The organism is Plantactinospora sp. CA-294935, assembly GCF_050936445.1.
Classification (GTDB): Bacteria; Actinomycetota; Actinomycetes; order Mycobacteriales; family Micromonosporaceae; genus Plantactinospora.
The window spans coordinates 6,308,323-6,325,277 of sequence record NZ_JBNJMU010000001.1; the positions used below are offsets into that span (position 1 = coordinate 6,308,323).

The 16,955-nt window shown below is 75.3% G+C and carries 11 protein-coding genes; 6 read left to right on the forward strand and 5 right to left on the reverse strand.

The features are described 5' to 3' along the window. Positions 1-11: 11 nt before the first annotated feature. From ACQEVC_RS27815 to ACQEVC_RS27835, 5 genes are read right to left on the reverse strand one after another with little or no spacing between them, the layout of a single operon-like run. Positions 12-1,028 carry a hypothetical protein gene (locus ACQEVC_RS27815; RefSeq protein WP_432883103.1) on the reverse strand — a complete coding sequence of 339 codons (1,017 nt, stop codon included), beginning with the start codon at positions 1,026-1,028 and terminating at the stop codon, positions 12-14. Positions 1,029-1,044: 16 nt separating this feature from the next. Then, positions 1,045-2,877 carry a non-ribosomal peptide synthetase gene (locus tag ACQEVC_RS27820; RefSeq protein WP_432883105.1) on the reverse strand — a complete coding sequence of 611 codons (1,833 nt, stop codon included), beginning with the start codon at positions 2,875-2,877 and terminating at the stop codon, positions 1,045-1,047. Beyond that, positions 2,874-3,653, reverse strand: a complete 780-nt coding sequence (locus ACQEVC_RS27825; protein WP_432883107.1) for a thioesterase II family protein — start codon at positions 3,651-3,653, stop codon at positions 2,874-2,876. The genes ACQEVC_RS27820 and ACQEVC_RS27825 overlap by 4 nt, the downstream gene beginning before the upstream one ends. Next, positions 3,650-4,912 (reverse strand): cytochrome P450, encoded by a 1,263-nt coding sequence (locus ACQEVC_RS27830; RefSeq protein ID WP_432883110.1) that lies wholly within the window; start codon positions 4,910-4,912, stop codon positions 3,650-3,652. Before ACQEVC_RS27830 ends, ACQEVC_RS27825 begins: the two co-directional genes overlap by 4 nt. Further along, on the reverse strand, positions 4,909-6,681 hold the full coding sequence (locus ACQEVC_RS27835; protein WP_432883113.1) for an amino acid adenylation domain-containing protein: 1,773 nt from the start codon (positions 6,679-6,681) through the stop codon (positions 4,909-4,911). Before ACQEVC_RS27835 ends, ACQEVC_RS27830 begins: the two co-directional genes overlap by 4 nt. 138 nt (positions 6,682-6,819) lie before the next feature. Between ACQEVC_RS27835 and ACQEVC_RS27840 the strand changes: the two genes are divergently transcribed. The 6 genes from ACQEVC_RS27840 to pyrF are packed head-to-tail and all read left to right on the forward strand — an operon-like array spanning position 6,820 to position 16,916. After that, positions 6,820-7,035 (forward strand): MbtH family protein, encoded by a 216-nt coding sequence (locus ACQEVC_RS27840; protein ID WP_203855656.1) that lies wholly within the window; start codon positions 6,820-6,822, stop codon positions 7,033-7,035. Continuing rightward, positions 7,032-8,189, forward strand: coding sequence for a winged helix DNA-binding domain-containing protein (locus tag ACQEVC_RS27845; protein ID WP_432883116.1), 1,158 nt, complete (start codon positions 7,032-7,034; stop codon positions 8,187-8,189). Before ACQEVC_RS27840 ends, ACQEVC_RS27845 begins: the two co-directional genes overlap by 4 nt. Positions 8,190-8,212: 23 nt before the next feature. Next, the gene (locus ACQEVC_RS27850) at positions 8,213-11,401 is read left to right on the forward strand and encodes an amino acid adenylation domain-containing protein (RefSeq protein WP_432883117.1); all 3,189 of its coding nucleotides are present in this window, start codon (positions 8,213-8,215) and stop codon (positions 11,399-11,401) included. Then, positions 11,398-15,354 carry a non-ribosomal peptide synthetase gene (locus tag ACQEVC_RS27855; protein WP_432883119.1) on the forward strand — a complete coding sequence of 1,319 codons (3,957 nt, stop codon included), beginning with the start codon at positions 11,398-11,400 and terminating at the stop codon, positions 15,352-15,354. Before ACQEVC_RS27850 ends, ACQEVC_RS27855 begins: the two co-directional genes overlap by 4 nt. Continuing rightward, on the forward strand, positions 15,355-16,077 hold the full coding sequence (locus ACQEVC_RS27860) for an HAD family hydrolase (RefSeq protein WP_432883121.1): 723 nt from the start codon (positions 15,355-15,357) through the stop codon (positions 16,075-16,077). Beyond that, a complete protein-coding gene (gene pyrF / locus ACQEVC_RS27865) occupies positions 16,074-16,916 on the forward strand; it encodes an orotidine-5'-phosphate decarboxylase (protein ID WP_432883124.1) in 843 nt (280 codons plus the stop codon). The genes ACQEVC_RS27860 and pyrF overlap by 4 nt, the downstream gene beginning before the upstream one ends. The last annotated feature ends 39 nt before the right edge of the window (positions 16,917-16,955 follow it).

A 16,955-nucleotide genomic window follows, 5' to 3' on the forward strand; every position in this document is an offset into this window, starting at 1 on the left:
TCTTTTCCGCGTCAGACGTCGACCCGGTCGAAGACCGCCCGCACCTGGCGGCACGCCTCCAGCAGCTCGGCCACCCGCCCCGGCGGGTACATCTGGTCGCCGTCGCCCGGGCGGTAGAGCCGCTCCGGGCGCAGGAACGACTCCAGCAGGATGCCGTCGGCGCCGAACGCGAAGGCGGCCAGCGCGGCCGGCGCGATCGCGTGCCGGCGTCCGGTGCTGTGGCTGGGGTCGAAGACGACCGGCAGGTCGCACCGCTGCCGGACGGCCAGGATGGCGCCGAAGTCGGGCTGGAAGGCCAGCGAGTCGTCGAAGGTCGCCACCCCGCGGGCGCACAGCACGATCGCCCGGTTGCCGCGGCTGAACACGAACTCGGCGGCGCGCAGCCAGTCCGACACCGACGAGCGCAGCCCGCGCATGAGCAGCACCGGCCGGTCGATCGTGCCCAGTTCGGCCAGCAGCGCCCGGTTGGACATGTTGCGAGTGTCCACCTGCAGGCAGTCGGCCACCTCGGCGACGGCCTGCACGTCCCGCGGGTCCAGCACCTCGGTCACCACCGGCAGGCCCACCTCGGCCCGGATCGCCGCCAGGTCGGCCAGCCCGCCGCGCCCCTTCCCCTGGAAGTGGTACGGGCTCGAGCGGGGTTTGAACAGTCCCATCCGCAGCGCCCGGGCGCCCTGGGCGCGCAGCACGTGCGCCGTCTCCAGGGTGTCCGGCACCGACTCCAGGGCGCACGGCCCGGCGGCGCACCACACGTCGCCGTCGCCGACCACGGCCCGGCCGATCCGCACCTGGTCGGGCGCCACCCGGCTCTCCCGGCCGACGAGCCAGTACCCGCGGTCGGTGGTGCTGTGCTCGGCGAGCACCACCTCGGCGGTGGCCGCGTCGAGCGCGGGCACCCGCGACTCGTCGCCGCTGACCACGACGAAGGTGCGGCCGGCCAGGCCGACGGCCCAGGCGGCGACGTCCGGGCAGGCCCGGAGCCGGCCGACCAGCCGGTCGATCACGGAGCCCGGCGTTCCGGGCATCATCTCGTAGAGCATGGTGTCAGGCGCGCAGGCGCCCGGCCAGGGTGGCCGGGGTGGGGTTCTGGAAGATCACGCGCAGCGGCACCCGCTTGCCGAGCAGCGCCCGCAGGCGCTGGGCCAGCCGCGCTCCGGTCAGCGAGTCCCCGCCGAGGTGGAAGAAGTTGTCCTCGGCGCCCACGCCGGTGCGGCCGAGCACCTCGCCGAAGGCGCCCGCGATCCCGGCCTCGAGCTCGTCCCGCGGTTCCCGGTGCTCACCGCAGCGGGCCATCGACACCCAGTCGGGTGAGGGCAGGGCGGTGCGGTCCACCTTGCCGTTCGGGGTCAGGGGCATCCGGTCCAGGAAGGTCACGGCCGCCGGGACCAGGTAGGCAGGGAGCCGCTCGGCGAGGTACGCGACGATCCGGGCCGCGTCCGGGCGGGGATCCGCGACGACGTACCCGACGAGCCGCCGGTCGGTGCCCTCGGTCCCGCCCTCGACCGCGACCACCGCGGCGTCCCGGATCCCGGGCAGCTTCAGCAGCTCCGCCTCGATCTCGGCCGGCGACACCCGGAACCCGCGGATCTTGATGTCCCGGTCGGTGCGGCCGTGGTGCTCCAGATGCCCGTCCGGGCGCATCCGGCCGAGGTCGCCGGTGCGGTACAGCCGGGTGCCGGGCCGCCCGTACGGGTTGGGCACGAACCGGTCCGCGGTCAGGCCGGCCGCGCCGAGGTAGCCGCGGGCCAGCTCCGGGCTGTCGACGCAGATCTCGCCGATCGCACCGGCCGGGACGGCGCGCAGCGCGGCGTCCAGCAGGTGCAGGCGCACGTCCGGCCAGGGTCGCCCGACCGGGGGCAGCCCGGCCCGGTCGGCGGCGGTGGCGGTGCGGTTGGTGAGCCGGCCGTCCCACGGGACCAGGCTGCTGGTGACCCCGTTCGCCTCGGCCGAGCCGCACGAGACGGCCACCTCGAACGGCAGCGCGGCGGACGCCCAGCGGCGCACGGTGTCACTGCCGATGGTGACCAGCCGCAGATCGGTGTCGGCCGGCCAGTCCAGGTTGACCATCAGCTCTGCCAGCGGCATCGGCAGGAACGCCTTGGTGACGGCGTACCGCAGCAGCCAGTCCCGCAGGTCCTCGACGTCGGCGACGATGCCGGCGGGCGCGGCGTGCACGCTGGCGCCGGCGGCCAGGTACGGCCAGATCTCGCCGACCATGGCCGAGGAGCCGGGCGGAGAGATCCACGCGGCCCGGTCGTCGGCGGTGATCCGGTGCCCGGCCTGGTGGGTGGCGATGCTGTGCGCGACCGAGCGGTGCAGCACGCCCACCCGCTTGGGCTCGCCGGTCGACCCCGAGGTGTGCACCAGGTACGCGAGGTTGTCCAGGTGCACCGGCACGTTGAGGTCGTCGGGCGCCTGCCGGTCGATCTCCGGCCGGTCGGTGTCGAGCAGCACGGCGGGCAACTCGGGCAGCCGGCGGCGCAGGTACTCCAGGGTGAGCACCAGCCTCGGCCGGGTCGCCGCGGCCACGGTGCGCAGCCGCTGGTCGGGATGCCCGGGGTCGAGCAGGACCGCGGCGCCGCCGGACTTCAGTACGGCCAGGAAGCCGACCAGCATCTCCAGCGAGCGCTCCATCAGCAGGGCGACCGGCTGCTCGGTACGTACACCGGCGGCGCGCAGGGTGCGGGCCAGCCGGTTGGCCCGGGCGTTGAGGTCGCGGTAGGTCAGCCGCTCGCGGCCGGCGCTGGCGGCCAGCGCGTGCGGGGTGCGCTTGGCCCGCGCCTCGATGAGGCGGTGCACCAGGGTGGTGCCGTCGGCCGGCGGCTCGGCGTGCTCCGGGACGGCCAGGGCGGGCCGGGGAAGTTGAGTGGTGGTCATCCGATGGTCTCCCTCTCCGAGCCGGCGACGAGGCCGGCGTTCTCCAACTCCGAGCCGGCGACGAGGCCGGTGACGAACAGGTCGAGCAACGGCGCCGGGGCGTCGAGGAAGGCGTGGTGGCCGCCGTCGAGCACGACCCGGCGGGACGGGGTGCCGTAGCGCTCCCAGCCCTCCGTGCGCCACGGCTCGACCTCGGCGTCGCCGGTCCAGGCGATCGTGGTCAGCGGAGCGTCCAGCACGGTCCGGGTGGCCGGCCGGTAGCGCCGGTTCACCGCCACGTCGGTGGTGAGCACGTCCAGGCAGAGCTCGACCAGGTCGGGCACCGGCGTGCCACCGGTGCGCCGCATCAGCTCGACGACCTCGGTGCGCAGCGCGTCCCGGTCCATGCCGAGGAACCGGCCGTACGGACCCTCGTCCGGCGCGACCTGGGATGACACGAAGACGTGGGCGGGGCGCCGCGCGCCGGTGCGCTGCAGCTCCACCGCGGTCTGGTATGCGAGCAGTGCCGACCCGCAGTGCCCGAAGAACCCGTACGGGCGGTCCAGCTCCGGCCGCAGCGCGGCGGCCACCGCCCCGGCCAGCTCCTCGTACGTCTCCGGAACGGGCTCCCGCATCCGGTTCTCCCGGCCGGGTAGCTGCACCGGGCACAGCTCGATCCCGCCGACGAAACGGGGCCAGGACCGGTACATGCTGGCGCCGCACCCGCTGTAGGGCAGGCAGAACAGCAGTGCCGCGGACTCGGACAGGGGCGCCCGGGTGAGCCACTTGCCTGTCACGACACCACCCCCCGCAGCCGGGCGGTGATGGTGAGGTGCTTGTACCCGGCGATGAAGTTGGAGACCAGCCGCTGCGGCTCGCCCGCCACCTCGTACGACTCGATCCGGTCGAACAGTTCGGCGAACAGCACTCGCAGGGTGGCCCGGGCAACGGTGTGCCCGATGCAGTAGTGCGGCCCGGCGCCGAACGCGATGTGCCGGTTGGGTTTGCGGCGCACGTCGAACCGGTGCGGCCGGTCGAAGACGCGCTCGTCCCGGTTGGCCGATCCGAGCCAGGCCACCACCGGCTCGCCGGCCCCGATCCGCACCCCGGCGATCTCGGTGTCCCGGGTGGCGTGCCGCATGAAGTGGTTGGCCGGGGAGACCCAGCGCAGGGCTTCCTCGATGCCGGACGCGAGCAGCTCCGGGCGGCGGGCCCAGTCCCGATAGCCGCCGCTACGGTCGAGTTCGACGAGCGCGCCGACCGGGACGTGCGGGGTGGTGGTGTTGGCGCCGAGGATCAGGCTGTAGCAGTTGGACACGATCTCGCTCGACCCGAGTGGCCGACCGTCCACCTCGGTGGCGATGAGCCGGCTGATCAGGTCCTCGCCCGGGGCCCGGCGGCGATCGTGCAGCAGGTCCTGGAAGTACGCGAACAGTTCCCGGTGCGCCTCCCGCAGGGTTTCGCCGGGTCCGCCGGGCAGCGCGTACTCGGGATCGTCCGGCGCGATGGCCATCGTGGTGAGCCGGGTCAGCCGGGGCCAGTCGGCGCGCGGCACACCCATCAGCGTGCCGGTCACGGCCATCGGCAGGTCGGTGAGCAAGGCGGCCACGTCGACCGGGGTGTTGTCGGTGATCGCGCCGAGCAACTGCCGGATCTCCGCCCGGATCATGCCGTCGTGGGTCTCCAGTGACCGCTTGGTCATGGCGCGCTGCAGCCGGTCGCGCATCTGGGAGTGCCGGGGCGGGTCGGTTACCGCGATCTGCCGGCCACCGGCGGGATCGCCGCGTCCGAGCAGGGTCAGCAACGATCCCTCCTCGGAGGTGAACAGATCGTGCCGGCGCAGCACGTGGTCGACGTCGGCGTACCGGGTCACCGACCAGAAGCCGAGTTCCGGGCCGGCCTGCTGCCAGTGCACCGGATCGTGCTCGCGCAGGCCCTGCCAGATCGGGTGCGGGTCCCGGTGGGCGTACAGGCCGGGGTCGATCAGATCGAGGCTCGCGGCGGTGCCGAAGCCGAACGGGCAGCGGCCGGTGGCGGGTACGGCGGTCGTGGTCATGCCGCCACCGCCAGGGTGTCCCGGAGTTCGTCGACGACCGCCGCGAGCCGGCGGATGGTCGCGTCGCGGTACAGCGTGCGGGCCGGGACCCGGACCGCGAACCGGCGGTGCAGTTCGCCGACCAGTTCGGCGGCGAGCAGCGAGTGCCCGCCGAGCTCGAAGAAGTCGTCGTCCACGCCGATGGGCTCGACCTGGAGGGTGCGGCCCCACACCTCGGCGAGCTCGGCCTCGGTGGCCGTGGACGGCGGGTGGTAGTCGCCCTGCACGGTGCGGGGCGCCCGGTCCGCGGCGGGCAGCCGGGAGCGGTCCACCTTGCCGTTGGCGGTGAGCGGCATCCGGTCCAGCGGGAGCACGGCGGCCGGGATCATGTACTCGGGCAGCTCGGTGCGCAGGTCGCGGCGGATGGCGGCGGCGGTCTCCGGCCCGGCGGCGCCGGCCAGTACGACGTACCCGACCAGCCGGGTCCCGGTCAGCGGGTCGGTCTGGGTGACCACGGCCGCGTCGGCCACCTCCGGGCGACGGCGCAGGGTCTGCTCGATCTCGCCCGGCTCGACCCGGAAGCCACGGATCTTGACCTGTTGGTCGGCCCGGCCGAGGTACTCGATCGCGCCGTCGGAGCCGACGCGGACCCGGTCGCCGGTGTCGTACATCCGGTCACCGGGTGCGCCCCACGGGTCGGGCCGGAACTTCTCGGCGGTGAGGCCGGGGCGGCCCAGGTAGCCGCGGGCCAGGCCACGGCCGGTGGCCCACAGCCGTCCCTCGGTGCCGGGCGGCACCGGGCGCAGCTCGTCGTCCAGGACCCGTACGCCGGTCCCGTCGATCGGGCGCCCGATCGGGGTGGTCCCGGCGGCCGGGGCAGTCGTGCTGGTCCAGCAGGTGGTGAAGGTGGTGTTCTCGGTCGGGCCGTACCCGTTGGTGAAGGTGAGCCCGGGCACCGCGTCCAGGACCTGGGCGATCTGCCGTGGCGCGACCACGTCTCCGCCGGCCAGCAGGTGCCGGACGCCGCGCAGGGCGCCGGGGGAGGTGCGGGCGAGCTGATGGAAGATCCCGGCGGTGAGCCACAGCACCGTGACACCCTCGGCCGCGACCGTCGCGGCGATGCTCGCCGCGGTGACCGGGCCGGGCGGATGCAGGGCGAGCCGCCCGCCGGTGGTCAGCGGCGCCCAGATCTCCAGGGTGGACGCGTCGAACGCGACGGGGGACGCCTGCAGGAACACGTCGTCCGGTCCGAAGCTCGCCCAGCGGGTGTCGTGCACCAGCCGGACGACCGCGTCGTGCGGCACGGCGACGCCCTTGGGGCGGCCGGTGGATCCGGAGGTGTAGCTGACATACGCCAGCGTGCCGGGCGCGATCGGCACCGGGACGGCGGGCCGGGCGGCGGGGCCGGTCAGGGGCAGTACCGGCACCGCCGGGTCGCCGGGCGGCGTGTGCCCGGGCCCGGTCAGGATCGCGGCCGGTGCGGCGTCGCCGAGGATCCAGCCCAGCCGCTCGGCCGGCGCGGACGGGTCGGCCACGAGATATCCCGCGCCGGCCTTGAGGATGCCGAGCAGCGCGACGATCAGGTCGGGGGAGCGGTCGGCGAGCACCGCGACGACGTCGTCGGCACGGGTGCCGGCCGCGGTCAGCCGGGACGCGACGGCGTCGGACGCCCGGTCCAGGTCGCGGTAGGTGAGCGAGTGGTCGCCGGCGCTGACCGCAGTGGCGTCCGGCTGGGCCTGAACCTGGCGGACGACGAGATCCACGATGCGCGGTGGAAAAGAGTGGGTCACGGCTCTTCCTCCGGGGTACGGGCCACGCGAGACGGCGGCCGTCTAGGGACTTGACTGTAGTTATGCTTACTGGGGTTGACAATGGAGCCGCGAGAATTAACTCTAGTTAACATCCCAGGACCGACGAAGGGAGACGACATGACGGCCCCGGAGAACGACGAGCAGTTCACCGTCGTCCGCAACGAGGAGGAGCAGTACTCCGTCTGGTGGAGCGACCGGACGCTACCGGCGGGATGGTTCGACGCCGGCTTCACCGGCACCCGCCAGGAATGCCTGGACCACATCGATCGGGTGTGGACCGATATGCGGCCGGCGAGCCTGCGCCGGTTCATGACCGCGAACCAGGCGGCATGACCGGGGCCGAACCCGCTGCCGCGGTCACCTGGGAGCAGGTGCTCGCCTTCCGCCTCGGGCGGCACCTGCTCGCCGGGGAGCCCGGCGACGCGGGACACACCGTCACCGGCGTCGCGTCCCGGCTGTGCGGCCTGCACGCGCAGATCGCCTCCTGCGCCGAACTCGCGGTCACGGTCCGGTCGGACAAGCTCCGACCGGGTGACGTGGCCGCCGCGGTGACCGACCGTGCGCTGGTGAAGACCTGGGCCATGCGCGGCACCCTGCACCTGCTGCCGGCCGCGGAGATGCCACTGTGGACCGCAGCCGGCCGGATGCGCCGCGGGCACCTGACCCCGTCGTGGCTGCGCTACCAGGGCGTCACCCGGGACGAGCTGGAGGCGATCCAGGCGGCGATCCCGGAGGTGCTGTCCGGCACCGAGCTGACCCGCGAGGAACTGGCCGTCGCGGTGTCCGACCGGATCGGCCGACCCGAGATGGCCGAGCGGCTGCGCTCCGGATGGGGTGACCTGTTCAAGCCGTCCGCGTACCGCGGCGACCTGTGCTTCGGCAGCGGACGCGGGCGCAACGTCACCTTCGTCAACCCCCGGGACTGGGTGGACGCCGAGTGGGACTCGATCGCCCCCGACGCCGCTCTGGCGGAGGTGGTCCGCCGGTTCGTGGCCGCGTACGGGCCGGTGGCCCGGGAGGACTTCGCCCGCTGGTGGGGCTGCCAGCCGGCCGAGGCCGGACGGGCGATGGCCGCGCTCGGCGACGAACTCACCCCGGTCGACGTGGCAGGGCATCGCGGCTTCGTCCGCACCGCCGACCTGGCGGAGCTGATGACCGCCGCGCTGCCCCGCGGACCGCACGCCCGACTGCTCCCCGGCTTCGACCCGTACGTGGTGGCCGCCTGCCCCCGGTACCACGAGGCGCTCCTGCCGCCGGAGCGCAAGGAGGAGATCTACCGGCCGCAGGGCTGGATCTCCGCGGTGCTGCTCGACCGTGGGCGCATCTGCGGGGTCTGGAGGCACGAGCAGAGCCGTGCCGCGGTGACCCTGTCGCTGCAGGGTTTCGGCACGGTCGCGGCCCGTACCCGCAAAGCCTTTGGCGCCCGCGCCGAGTCCCTCGCCCGCGCCCTCGGCGGCACCGCCCGCACCGTCTGGGCCGACGCCTGAGCCCACCGACCGCAGGAGACCCCATGTCCGCACCGACGCTGACCGGCGACCGACGCCGGCTCCTCGCCGAACGCCTGCTCGCCCGGCAGGCCCGCCCGGTACCGCGCCGTGACCCGGCGGCCCCGGCGCCGTTGTCCTTCGCGCAGCAGCGTCTCTGGCTGGCCGACCGGATGGCCACCCGGCCGGAGCAGTTCTGCGTCCCGCTGGCCGTGCGGCTGAGCGGCCCGGTCGACGCGGACCGGCTCCGGGACGCCTTCCAGTCCGTCGTCGACCGGCACGAGGTGCTCCGGACGCGGTACCGGCCGGGCGCCGACGGGCCGGTGCAGATCGTGGCGGCCAGCGCGGCCGTGGACTTCGCGGTGGACCCGGACCTGGACCCGGCAACGGCCGCCGAGTACCGCTACGACCTGGAGACCGACCTGCCCCTGCGGGTGCGCCTCATCCCGCGCGGCCCGCACGACGCCGTGCTGGTGCTCACCGTCCACCACATCGCCTCCGACTCGTGGTCGGTCGGCCTGCTCTTCGACGAGGTCCGCGAGGCGTACGCGGCCGGGCTGGCGAACCGCCCGGCCGACCTGCCCGAGCTGCCGGTCCAGTACGCCGACTACGCCCTGTGGCAGCACGCCCAGGCGCGCGGCGACCGCCTGCCGGCGCGGGTCGAAGCGGCCCGGCGGGTGCTGGAGGGCGCTCCGGACAGCCTGGAACTGCCGCACGACCGGCCCCGCCCGGCCACCCGCACCGGCCTGGGCGCCTTCCACCGCAGCACACTGCCGCCCGGCCTGGCCGCGCGGGTGCACGCCGCCGCCCGGGCCGCGAAGGTCAGCCCGTTCACCCTGCTGCTCGCCCTGTACCGGGTGCTGCTCGGCCGGCACGCCGGGACCGGCGACGTGGTGATCGGCATCCCGGCCGCCGGGCGCGGCCGGCCCGAGATCGACCGGCTGATCGGGTGCTTCCTCAACATGCTGGTGGTGCGCGGCGACATCGGCGCCGCCGGGACGGTGTCCGAGCTGATCGCCGCCGAGCACCGTCGGGTACTCGCCGCCTTCGAGGCCGAGGTGCCGTTCGAGCGCCTCGTCGAAGCGGTCGCGCCGGCGCGCGGTACCGGCGTGACACCGCTGTTCCAGACCACCTTCTCGTACCGGCCCGCCGAGCCCGCCCTGGAATCGCTGGGCCCGGCCGCCGTCACCCCGTACGACCTGCCCGGCGGCGTCGCGCAGTACGACCTCGCCCTGGACCTGACCGGTACGGCCGACGGAGGGATCGCCGCGGTGTGGGCCTACGACGACGAACTCTTCGACGCCGGCACGGTGGCCGCGCTGGCCGGGCGCTTCTCCGGCCTGGTCGCCGCCGCGGTGGCCGCTCCGGCCGGCCTGGTCGCCGACCTGCCCGTGCTGACCCCGGTCGAGCACGACGACCTGCTGCGCCACGGCAGGGCCGGCGTCTGCGCGCAAGACGCCGGCACCGACCTGTGCGCGGCGGTGTGGTCGGCCGGCCCCGGCCCGGCGGTGTCCGATGCGTCCGGTGAGCGCGACCACGCGTGGCTCACCGGGTACGCCGACCGCCTCGCCGCCCACCTGCAGAGCCTCGGCGTGCGGTCCGGCGACCGGGTCGGCGTGCTGGTCGGCCGGCGGGCCGAGCTGCCCGCGGTGCTGCTCGCCGTGGCCCGTACCGGCGCCGCCTGGGTGCCGCTCGACCCCGCGCACCCGACCGACCGGCTGCGCTACGTGCTGGACGACTGCGGCGCCCGGGCGCTGGTCACCGACGGCGCGCCGGCCGGGCTGGCGGACGGGATCCCGGTGGTCGAGGTGGACGCGGAACGCCCGGACGCCGTCCCGGATCCGGTGCCGTGCCCACCCGAGCGGCCCGCGTACCTGATCTACACGTCCGGGTCGACCGGTCGGCCCAAGGCTGTCGCGGTACCGCACGCCGCCCTGTCCCGGGTGTTCCGCGCGCTCCGCGAGGAGCTGCGGTTCGGCCGGCACACCCGGTTCGTGGCGGTCAGCACCGTCGCGTTCGACGTCGCCCAGCTCGAACTGCTGCTGCCGCTCACCGCGGGCGGTCACGTCTACGTCGCCGACGCCGCGCAGGCGACCGAGCCCGGCGCGCTGGCCGCCCTGATCGACGCGTGGCGGCCCAGCACCGTGCACGCCACGCCGTCGCTGTGGCGCCTGCTGGCGCAGCTCGACTGGCGGCCCGACCCCGGCATCCAGGCGCTCTGCGGCGGCGAGGCGATGCCGGCCACCGTCGCGGCCTGGCTGAGCGAGCACGTCGCCGAGGCGTACAACTCGTACGGTCCGACCGAGGCGACCATCTTCGCGTCGTTGCACCGGCTCGGCGGGGACGCCGCGAACACCCCGATCGGCTGGCCGCTGACCAGCCACACCATGTACGTGCTGGACGCCCGACTGCGGCCGGTGCCGCCCGGCGCGCCGGGGGAGCTGGTGATCGGCGGCCCCGCGCTCGCGCACGGCTACCCGCGGCTGCCGGCCCGGACCGCGGCTCAGTTCGTGCCCGACCCGTACGGACCGCCGGGCAGCCGGATGTACCGCACCGGCGACATCGTCCGGGTCGGACCGGACGGGCGGCTGCGGTTCCTCGGCCGCGACGACCACCAGATCAAGGTCCGCGGCTTCCGGATCGAGGCCGCGGAGGTGGAGGCGGCCCTGACCACGTGCCCGGGCGTCACCGGTGCGGTGGTCACCGCGGGCCGGGACGCCAGCGGCGACGCCCGGCTGATCGGGCACCTGACCGGCGACGTGCCCGCCCCCGCCGCGCTGCGCGCGACGCTGCGTGAACGACTGCCCGACTACATGGTCCCGTCGCTGTTCGTGACGCTCGACGCGTTCCCGCTCACCCCGACCGGCAAGGTCGACCGGGCCGCCCTGCCCGAACCCGGCCCGGTGACCGGTGACCCGGGGGACCGGCCGCAAGGCCCCACCGAGGAGGTCGTCGCCCGGATCTGGGGCGAGCTGCTCGGCCTGGACACGGTGCCGGCGACAGCGAACTTCTTCGACCTGGGCGGCCACTCGCTGACCCTGGCCCGGCTCGCGTTCGCGCTGGGGTCCGAATTCGGCGTCGAGGTGGCCTTCAACGGCCTGTTCGAGCGGCAGACCGTCACCGAGCAGGCCGCCCTGGTCGAGGAGCTGCTGGTGGCCCAGATCCTGGCGCTCGGCGACGACGAGGCCGACGAGCAGCTACGGAGGCTGTCATGACGGTCGCCGGCAGCCCGGCCCGGCTCACCCCGGCCCAGCAGGCGTTGCTCACCCGGCGGCTGCGGGGCGGCGGTTCCCCCGCCGTCGCCCCGCGCCCCGGCCCGGCCGCGCTCACACCCACCCCGGCCGAGGCACCGCTGTCGTTCGCCCAGGAACGTCTGTGGGTACACGACCGGCTGTATCCCGACGCTGTCCTGTACGCCACCGGGATCGCGCTCCGGGTCGAGGCGCCGCTCGACCCGGACCTCGTGGCCGAGGCGATGCGCCGGCTGCGCGCCCGGCACGAGGTGCTGCGCACCCGCTTCGCCGAGCGTGACGGAACCGTCCGGCAGATCGTCACCGACGAGGACCCGACGCTGCGCGTCGACGACCTGCGCGACGTTCCGGAGGCCGAGGCCGAGGCGCGCGTCCAGGAGGTGCTGCGCGACGACTTCAGCCGCGGGTACGACCTGAGCAGCGGCCCGATGACCCGGGGTCGGCTGATCCGGCTGCCCGGCGACCGTACCGTGCTGTCCTTCGCCACCCACCACGTCGCCGCCGACGCGTGGTCGTTCGAGATCGCCCGGACCGAACTCAGCGACTGCTACGCCGCGCTCGCGGCCGGGCGCCCCTACGACCCGCCGCCGCCCGGCCGGCAGTACCGCGACGTCGCCGTGGCCGAGCGCCGGGCGTGGCCGCCGGAGCGACTGCGCGCGGTGGCCAACGACCGGGCCGACGCGTTGCGCGACGCCCCCGCCCGGCTGGACCTGCCCACCGGGCGGCCACGCGCGAACGGTCGCGGCTCGGGCGACATCCTCGTCGACGGCCCCCTGCCCGCCACGCTCGTCGAGCCGGCCCGGGCGCTCGCCGCCGAGACCCGCAGCACCTTGCTCGCCCCGATGCTCGCCGCGTACACCCTGGTCCTGCACCGTTTCAGCGGCAGCGACGACCTGCTGGTCGGGATGCCGACGGCGGGCCGCACCGACCCCGCCGTGGCCGGGCTGATCGGCTTCTTCAGCAACAACGTGATCGTCCGGCTGCGCGTCGACCCCGGCGCCAGCGTGCGCGACCTCGTGCTCGCCGCCCGGCGCGAGTCGCTGACCGCGCTCGGCCACCAGGACCTCCCGTTCGACCACCTGACCGACGCGCTGCGCGACGGGCGCCCGGCCGGTCGGCTGCCGTTCCACGCCTCGTTCAGCACGTTCCGCACCGAGCCGGCCCGGGAGACGTTCGCCGGCCACCCCGCGTCCACCGTGGACGTCGACGTCGCGCACGAGCCGTTCGACCTGGCCCTCAACATCGTCGACCAGGGTGGCACCTGCACCGCGATCTGGAGTTGGGACGGCACCCGGTTCGGGCGGGACGCGGTGGCCCGGTTCGCGGCGGCGTACCGGCGCGCCCTCGCCGCCCTGGCCGACCCGGACCGTCCGGTGGCGGACGCCGACCTGCTCGACCCGGCCGAGCGGGAGCGGGTCCTGTACGCCTGGAACGACACGGCGGCCGGCCACGAGCCGGAGTTCCGGGTGCATGCCCTGGTCGAGGCGCGGGCCGCCGCCGACCCGGACGGGGTCGCCGTGTGCGGGACCGGCGGCGCCCTGACCTACGGTGGCCTGGACCGCCGGGCCAACCGCCTGGCCCGGGCCCTCGCCTCCCGCGGCGCCGGACCCGGCACCTGCGTCGGGGTCGCCCTGCCCCGCGGGCCGGAACGGGTCGTGGCGCTGCTCGCCGTGCTGAAATCCGGCGCCGCGGTGCTCGCCCTCGACCCGTTCGCCCCGGCGGAGCGCCGGGCCGGACAGATCGCCGACGCCGGCGCCCTGCTCACGCTCAGCACGGCCGCGGACACCGAGACCGGCCCGGACGTCCCGGACACCCCGCTCGACGTCGCGCTGCACCCGCAGTCGGCGGCGTACCTCATCTCGACCTCCGGCTCGACCGGCGTCCCCAAGTCCGTCGTCAACACCCACGCCGGGTTCAGCAACGAGATCCGCACCGCGGCCGGCCTGATCCGACTGGGTCCCGGCGACCGGATCCTGCACCAGGCGGCCGGCGGGTTCGACCTCGCGCTGGAGGAGGTCTTCCTCGCGCTGGCCAGCGGCGCCACCGTCGTCCCGGCCCCGGACGGCGCCGATCCGAGCGGGCTGCTGGACACCATGGCCACGCACCGGGTGACCGTGGTGGACATCGTGCCGTCGGTGCTGCGCGCACTGCTCGACCAGGCCGACCTCAGCGGCTGCGCGACGCTGCGGACCGTGGTGGTCGGCGCCGAGGCGCTCCCGCGGGAACTCGTCCGGCGCTGCCACAGCCGGCTCGGCGTGCCGCTGCTCAACTCGTACGGGCCGTCCGAGGCGGCGATCGCGGTGACGTGCCACCCGATCCCGACGGATGCCAGCACCGTCCGGATCGGACGGCCGATCGCCAACACCACTATGTACGTGCTGGATGCCCGAATGCGCCCGGTCCCGCCCGGCGCGGCGGGCGAGCTGTATCTCGGCGGCGTGCAGCTTGCCCGCGGCTATCACGGCCGGCCCGGCCTGACCGCGGACCGGTTCGTCCCGGACCCGTACGGCCCGGCCGGCGCCCGGCTGTACCGCACCGGCGACCTGGGCCGGCAACACGACGACGGCACGGTGGAGTACATCGGCCGCGCTGACGACCAGATCAAGATCCGCGGGTACCGGGTCGAGCCGGGCGAGGTGGAGGCGGTTCTGGCCGGCTGCCCCGGCGTTACCGGTGCCGCGGTCGTCGCCGTGCCCCGCGGCGGCACCCACTACCTGGCCGGCTTCCTGCTCGGCGACGCCGACCCGGACGACGTCCGCGCGCACTGCCGTGGCCGGCTGCCCGGGCCGATGATCCCGGACCGGCTGATTCCGGTGCCGGCGTTCCCGGTCACCGGGAACGGCAAGGTCGACCGGGCGGCCCTGCGCCGCCGGGCCGCCGCCGCACCCGAGCGGGCGGTCGTGGCGAGCCGGCCACCGCGCGACGCCACCGAGGAGAAACTGGCCCGGATCTGGGCGGCCGCGCTCGGCCGGGAGACCGTGGGCGTGCACGACGACTTCTTCGACCTCGGCGGCAACTCGCTGTTGGCGATCCGGGTGACCACCGGGGCCCGCGAGATCGGCTACGACCTGCCGCCCGCCGCGCTGTTCGAGAATCCCACCGTGGCCGAGCTGGCCGCCCGGCTCCGATCCGTCTCGGACCGGTCGGATAGCCGTACCAGCCTGGTGACCCTGCGGCGGGAGGGTACGGGTGCGCCGATCGTGCTGGTGCACCCGGTCGGCGGCTCGGTCTTCGGCTATCGCGAACTCACCACGCAGCTCGCCGGGCATCCGGTGCACGCCCTGGCCAGCGCGCCCGGCCCGGTTCCGGACGTCGGCGGGATGGCCGACCGGTACCTCGCCGAGCTGATCGCCTTCGGCCCGGACGCGCCGGGAGTGCTCGCCGGCTGGTCGATGGGCGGTGTGGTCGCGCTGGAACTGGCCCGCCGGATGCGCGAGCGCACCGGGACCACGCTGCCGGTGGTCGCGATCGACTCCGGCCTGCCGGACGAGCTGGGCGCACCGGACGGCCCGTACTCGACCCTGCAGTCCTTCGTGTACGACCTCGCCCGCCTGCTCGGGGCCGAGCCGCCGGTGCTGCCGCCGGACGCGGACGACCGGCCGGTCGACGAGGTGCTGGCGGGGGTGCTGCGCGACCTGCCGGACACCGGGCTCACCGCGGACGTGCTCGTCGAGCGGTGGGCAACCTTCGCCGGCAACGACCGCGCCCTGCGCGCCTTCCGGCCGCGTCCCCACCCCGGCCCCGTGCACCTGGTGGTGGCCGGTGACCACCGGCCCGACCTGGACCGGTGGCGCGCGCTCTCCGAATCCCTGCACGTCTCCCGGGTGGGCGCAGACCACTACGACGTCGTGTCCGGCCCGGGCGCCGAACTCACCGCCCGGCTGATCCGGGCCGTGGCGGCGGGCAGGGAGCCGTAGATGCGCGCGGTCCTGTTCGACGTGGACGACACCCTCCTCGACTTCCGCGGCGCGGACTCGGAGGGCTTCGGCCGGCATCTCGCCGACCTGCGGCCCGATCTCGGCCCGGCGGAAACCGCCGTGGCGCGGGAACGCTGGCGGTTCTGGGGCGCACATTTCTTCGCCCGGTTCACCGCGGGCGACCTGACCTTCCCGGAGCAGCGCCGCCGCCGCGCCCGCGCGGTCTGCGCCGACCTGGGTCTTCCGCTCGCCGCCGGACCGGACGCGGCCGACGCCTGGTTCGCCGGGTACCTGCGGCACTGCGAGCGGGCGTTGCGCGCGTTCCCGGATGCCGGACCGGCGCTCGACGCCCTGCGCGCCGGCGGTATCCGGGTCGGCGCGGTCAGCAACAGCGGCCACGCCAACCAGGACCGCCGGCTGCGCCTCGTCGGCCTGCGCGGCCGGCTCCAGGCGATGGTGTGCGTGGACGACGCGGGCGGCGTCGGCAAGCCCGATCCGGGCATCTTCCGGGCCGGCTGCGCGGCACTGGGCGTAGCGCCCGCCGAGGCCGCGTACGTCGGCGACCACCTCGACCACGACGCCCGGGCGGCCACCGCCGCCGGGTTGACCGGCTACTGGCTGGACCGGGCGGCCACCGGCGCCCAACCGGGCCCGCCGGTGGTGACCGGCCTGGCCGAACTCGTCCCGCTGTTCGTACCCGCCCCGGAAGGAGCCTGCCCGTGACAACGCCGTTCGTCCATCGCTGGGCCCGCCTCGCCGCCCACCGCGGCCCGCTCTGCCTCGGTGTGGCGCCGTCACACAAGTGGCTGCGGGCCTGGGATCTGTCCCCGGACCTGACCGGCGCCCGCGCCTACTGCCGGATCGTGCTCGACGCGGCGGGCGACCGGATCGGCGCTGTGAAGGTACAGACCCCGTTCTTCGAGCGACTCGGTCCCGCCGGTCTGGAACTGCTGCGCGAGTTCACCGACGCCGCTCACGACCGCGGCATGCTGGTCCTGGCCGACGCCAAGCGCGGCGACGCCGACGACACCATGGCGGACCTGGCCGCGACCTTTCTGGGACCGGACAGCGTGCTGCGGGCGGACGCGGTGAGCGCTGCCGCGTTCATGGGGTTCGGCACCCTGGCGCCGCTGCTGCGCCACGCGCACCGCACCGGCACGGCGGTGTTCGTCCTGGTACGCACCTCCAACCACGGCGCGACCGAGGCGCAGACCGCGGTGTTGCCGGACGGGCGGACCGTCGCCCAGCATCTGGCCGACGCGGTGGTCGCGGCCAACGACGGGTACGGCGACGCCGGCCCGGCCGCGGCGGTGGTCGGCGCCCGCGCCCCCGAGTCCACCGACCTGCTGGGCCGGCTGCGCGACGCGGTGGTCGAGGTGCCCGGGCTCGGGCGGGCCGACCGTGATCCGGACGAGGTCGTCGGGCCGTGCGGGTTGCTCCGACCGGGACGGGCCATGCTGACGGTCACCACCGGGGTGCTGCGGCACGGTCCGGACCCGGCCGCGCTGCGCCGTTCCCTGTCCGCCTGGCAGGCCGAGGTGGCCGCGGAGGTGCCGGTATGACCGAGCGGGGCGAGGGCATCAGCCAGCCCAGACTCAAGG

Coding starts and splice junctions, on each gene's coding strand:
- ACQEVC_RS27815 (WP_432883103.1), bottom strand. CDS start 1,028: ATGATGCCCGGAACGCCGGGCTCCGTGATCGACCGGCTGGTCGGCCGG.
- ACQEVC_RS27820 (WP_432883105.1), bottom strand. CDS start 2,877: ATGACCACCACTCAACTTCCCCGGCCCGCCCTGGCCGTCCCGGAGCAC.
- ACQEVC_RS27830 (WP_432883110.1), bottom strand. CDS start 4,912: ATGACCACGACCGCCGTACCCGCCACCGGCCGCTGCCCGTTCGGCTTC.
- ACQEVC_RS27840 (WP_203855656.1), top strand. CDS start 6,820: ATGACGGCCCCGGAGAACGACGAGCAGTTCACCGTCGTCCGCAACGAG.
- ACQEVC_RS27845 (WP_432883116.1), top strand. CDS start 7,032: ATGACCGGGGCCGAACCCGCTGCCGCGGTCACCTGGGAGCAGGTGCTC.
- ACQEVC_RS27850 (WP_432883117.1), top strand. CDS start 8,213: ATGTCCGCACCGACGCTGACCGGCGACCGACGCCGGCTCCTCGCCGAA.
- ACQEVC_RS27855 (WP_432883119.1), top strand. CDS start 11,398: ATGACGGTCGCCGGCAGCCCGGCCCGGCTCACCCCGGCCCAGCAGGCG.
- ACQEVC_RS27860 (WP_432883121.1), top strand. CDS start 15,355: ATGCGCGCGGTCCTGTTCGACGTGGACGACACCCTCCTCGACTTCCGC.